Source organism: Pelagibacterium lacus, from assembly GCF_003345525.1.
Taxonomy (GTDB): domain Bacteria; phylum Pseudomonadota; class Alphaproteobacteria; order Rhizobiales; family Devosiaceae; genus Pelagibacterium; species Pelagibacterium lacus.
Map to the genome: position 1 here is coordinate 1 of NZ_QQNH01000071.1, position 1,046 is coordinate 1,046.

The 1,046-nt window shown below is 44.2% G+C and carries 1 protein-coding gene; it reads left to right on the plus strand.

Annotation, left to right across the window (positions count from 1 at the left end):
* Positions 1–258: 258 nt before the first annotated feature.
* Positions 259–1,046, plus strand: a 788-nt coding sequence (locus DVH29_RS16770; protein WP_147276155.1) for an RBD-like domain-containing protein, incomplete at its 3' end; no start/stop codon positions are given.

A 1,046-nucleotide genomic window follows, 5' to 3' on the forward strand; every position in this document is an offset into this window, starting at 1 on the left:
AATTCACTGGAGAGACCCACAGGGTCCTAGAACATACACAAGCCCACCCACCTGGGAACCAGCATCAGAAGGGCCCAATTTGCTTGTGGGAAGCAGCAGAAGGGACTGAAATCCAAGAGAGAGCAGAACAAATGCCATTGTTCTCTCTCTGACCCCACCCCCACATACAGTGTCACAACCCAGTGACCTGGGTCGCCCCACCCTGGTGAACACCTAAGGCTCCGCTCCTCATAATTAACAGGCTTGAACAGACCAAAAATGGCTCAAGAACAACTCAGAGCCCCAGAGCCGATAAATCTAAGTGATGAAGAAATAGCCAAACTTTCAGATGCACAGTTCAAAACACTGGTGATCAGGATCCTCACAGAACTGGTTGATTTTAGTCACAAATTAGAGGAACATATGAAGGCTAAACTAATTGAAATGAAGGGAAATGCACAGGAAACCAATAGTGATGGGAAGGAAACTGGGACTCAAATCAATGGAGTGGACCAGAAGGAAGAAAGAAACAACCAAACAGAAAAGAATGAAGAAACAAGAATTCAAAAAAATGAGGAGAGGCTTAGGAACCTCCAGGACATCTTTAAACGTTCCAACATCCGAATTATAGGGGTACCAGAAGGGGAAGAGGAACAGCCACCAGTGGAAAACTTATTTGAACAAATAATAAAGGAGAACTTCCCCAATCTGGCAAAGGAAATAGACTTCCAGGAAATCCAGGAAGCTCAGAGAGTCCCAAAGAAGTTGGACCCAAGAAGGAACACACCAAGGCACATCATCATTACATTAGCCAAGATTAAAATGAAGGAGAGAATCCTAGAAGCAGCAAGAGATAAGGGGACAGTCACCTACAAAGGAGTTCCCATCAGACTGTCAGCTGATTTCTCAAAAGAGACCTTACAGGCAAGAAGGGGCTGGAAAGAGGTATTCCAAGTCATGAAATCCAAAGACCTACAACCAAGATTGCTCTATCCAGCAAAGCTTTCATTTAGAATGGAAGGACAGATAAAGTGCTTCTCAGATAAGACCAAATTCAAGGAGTTCAT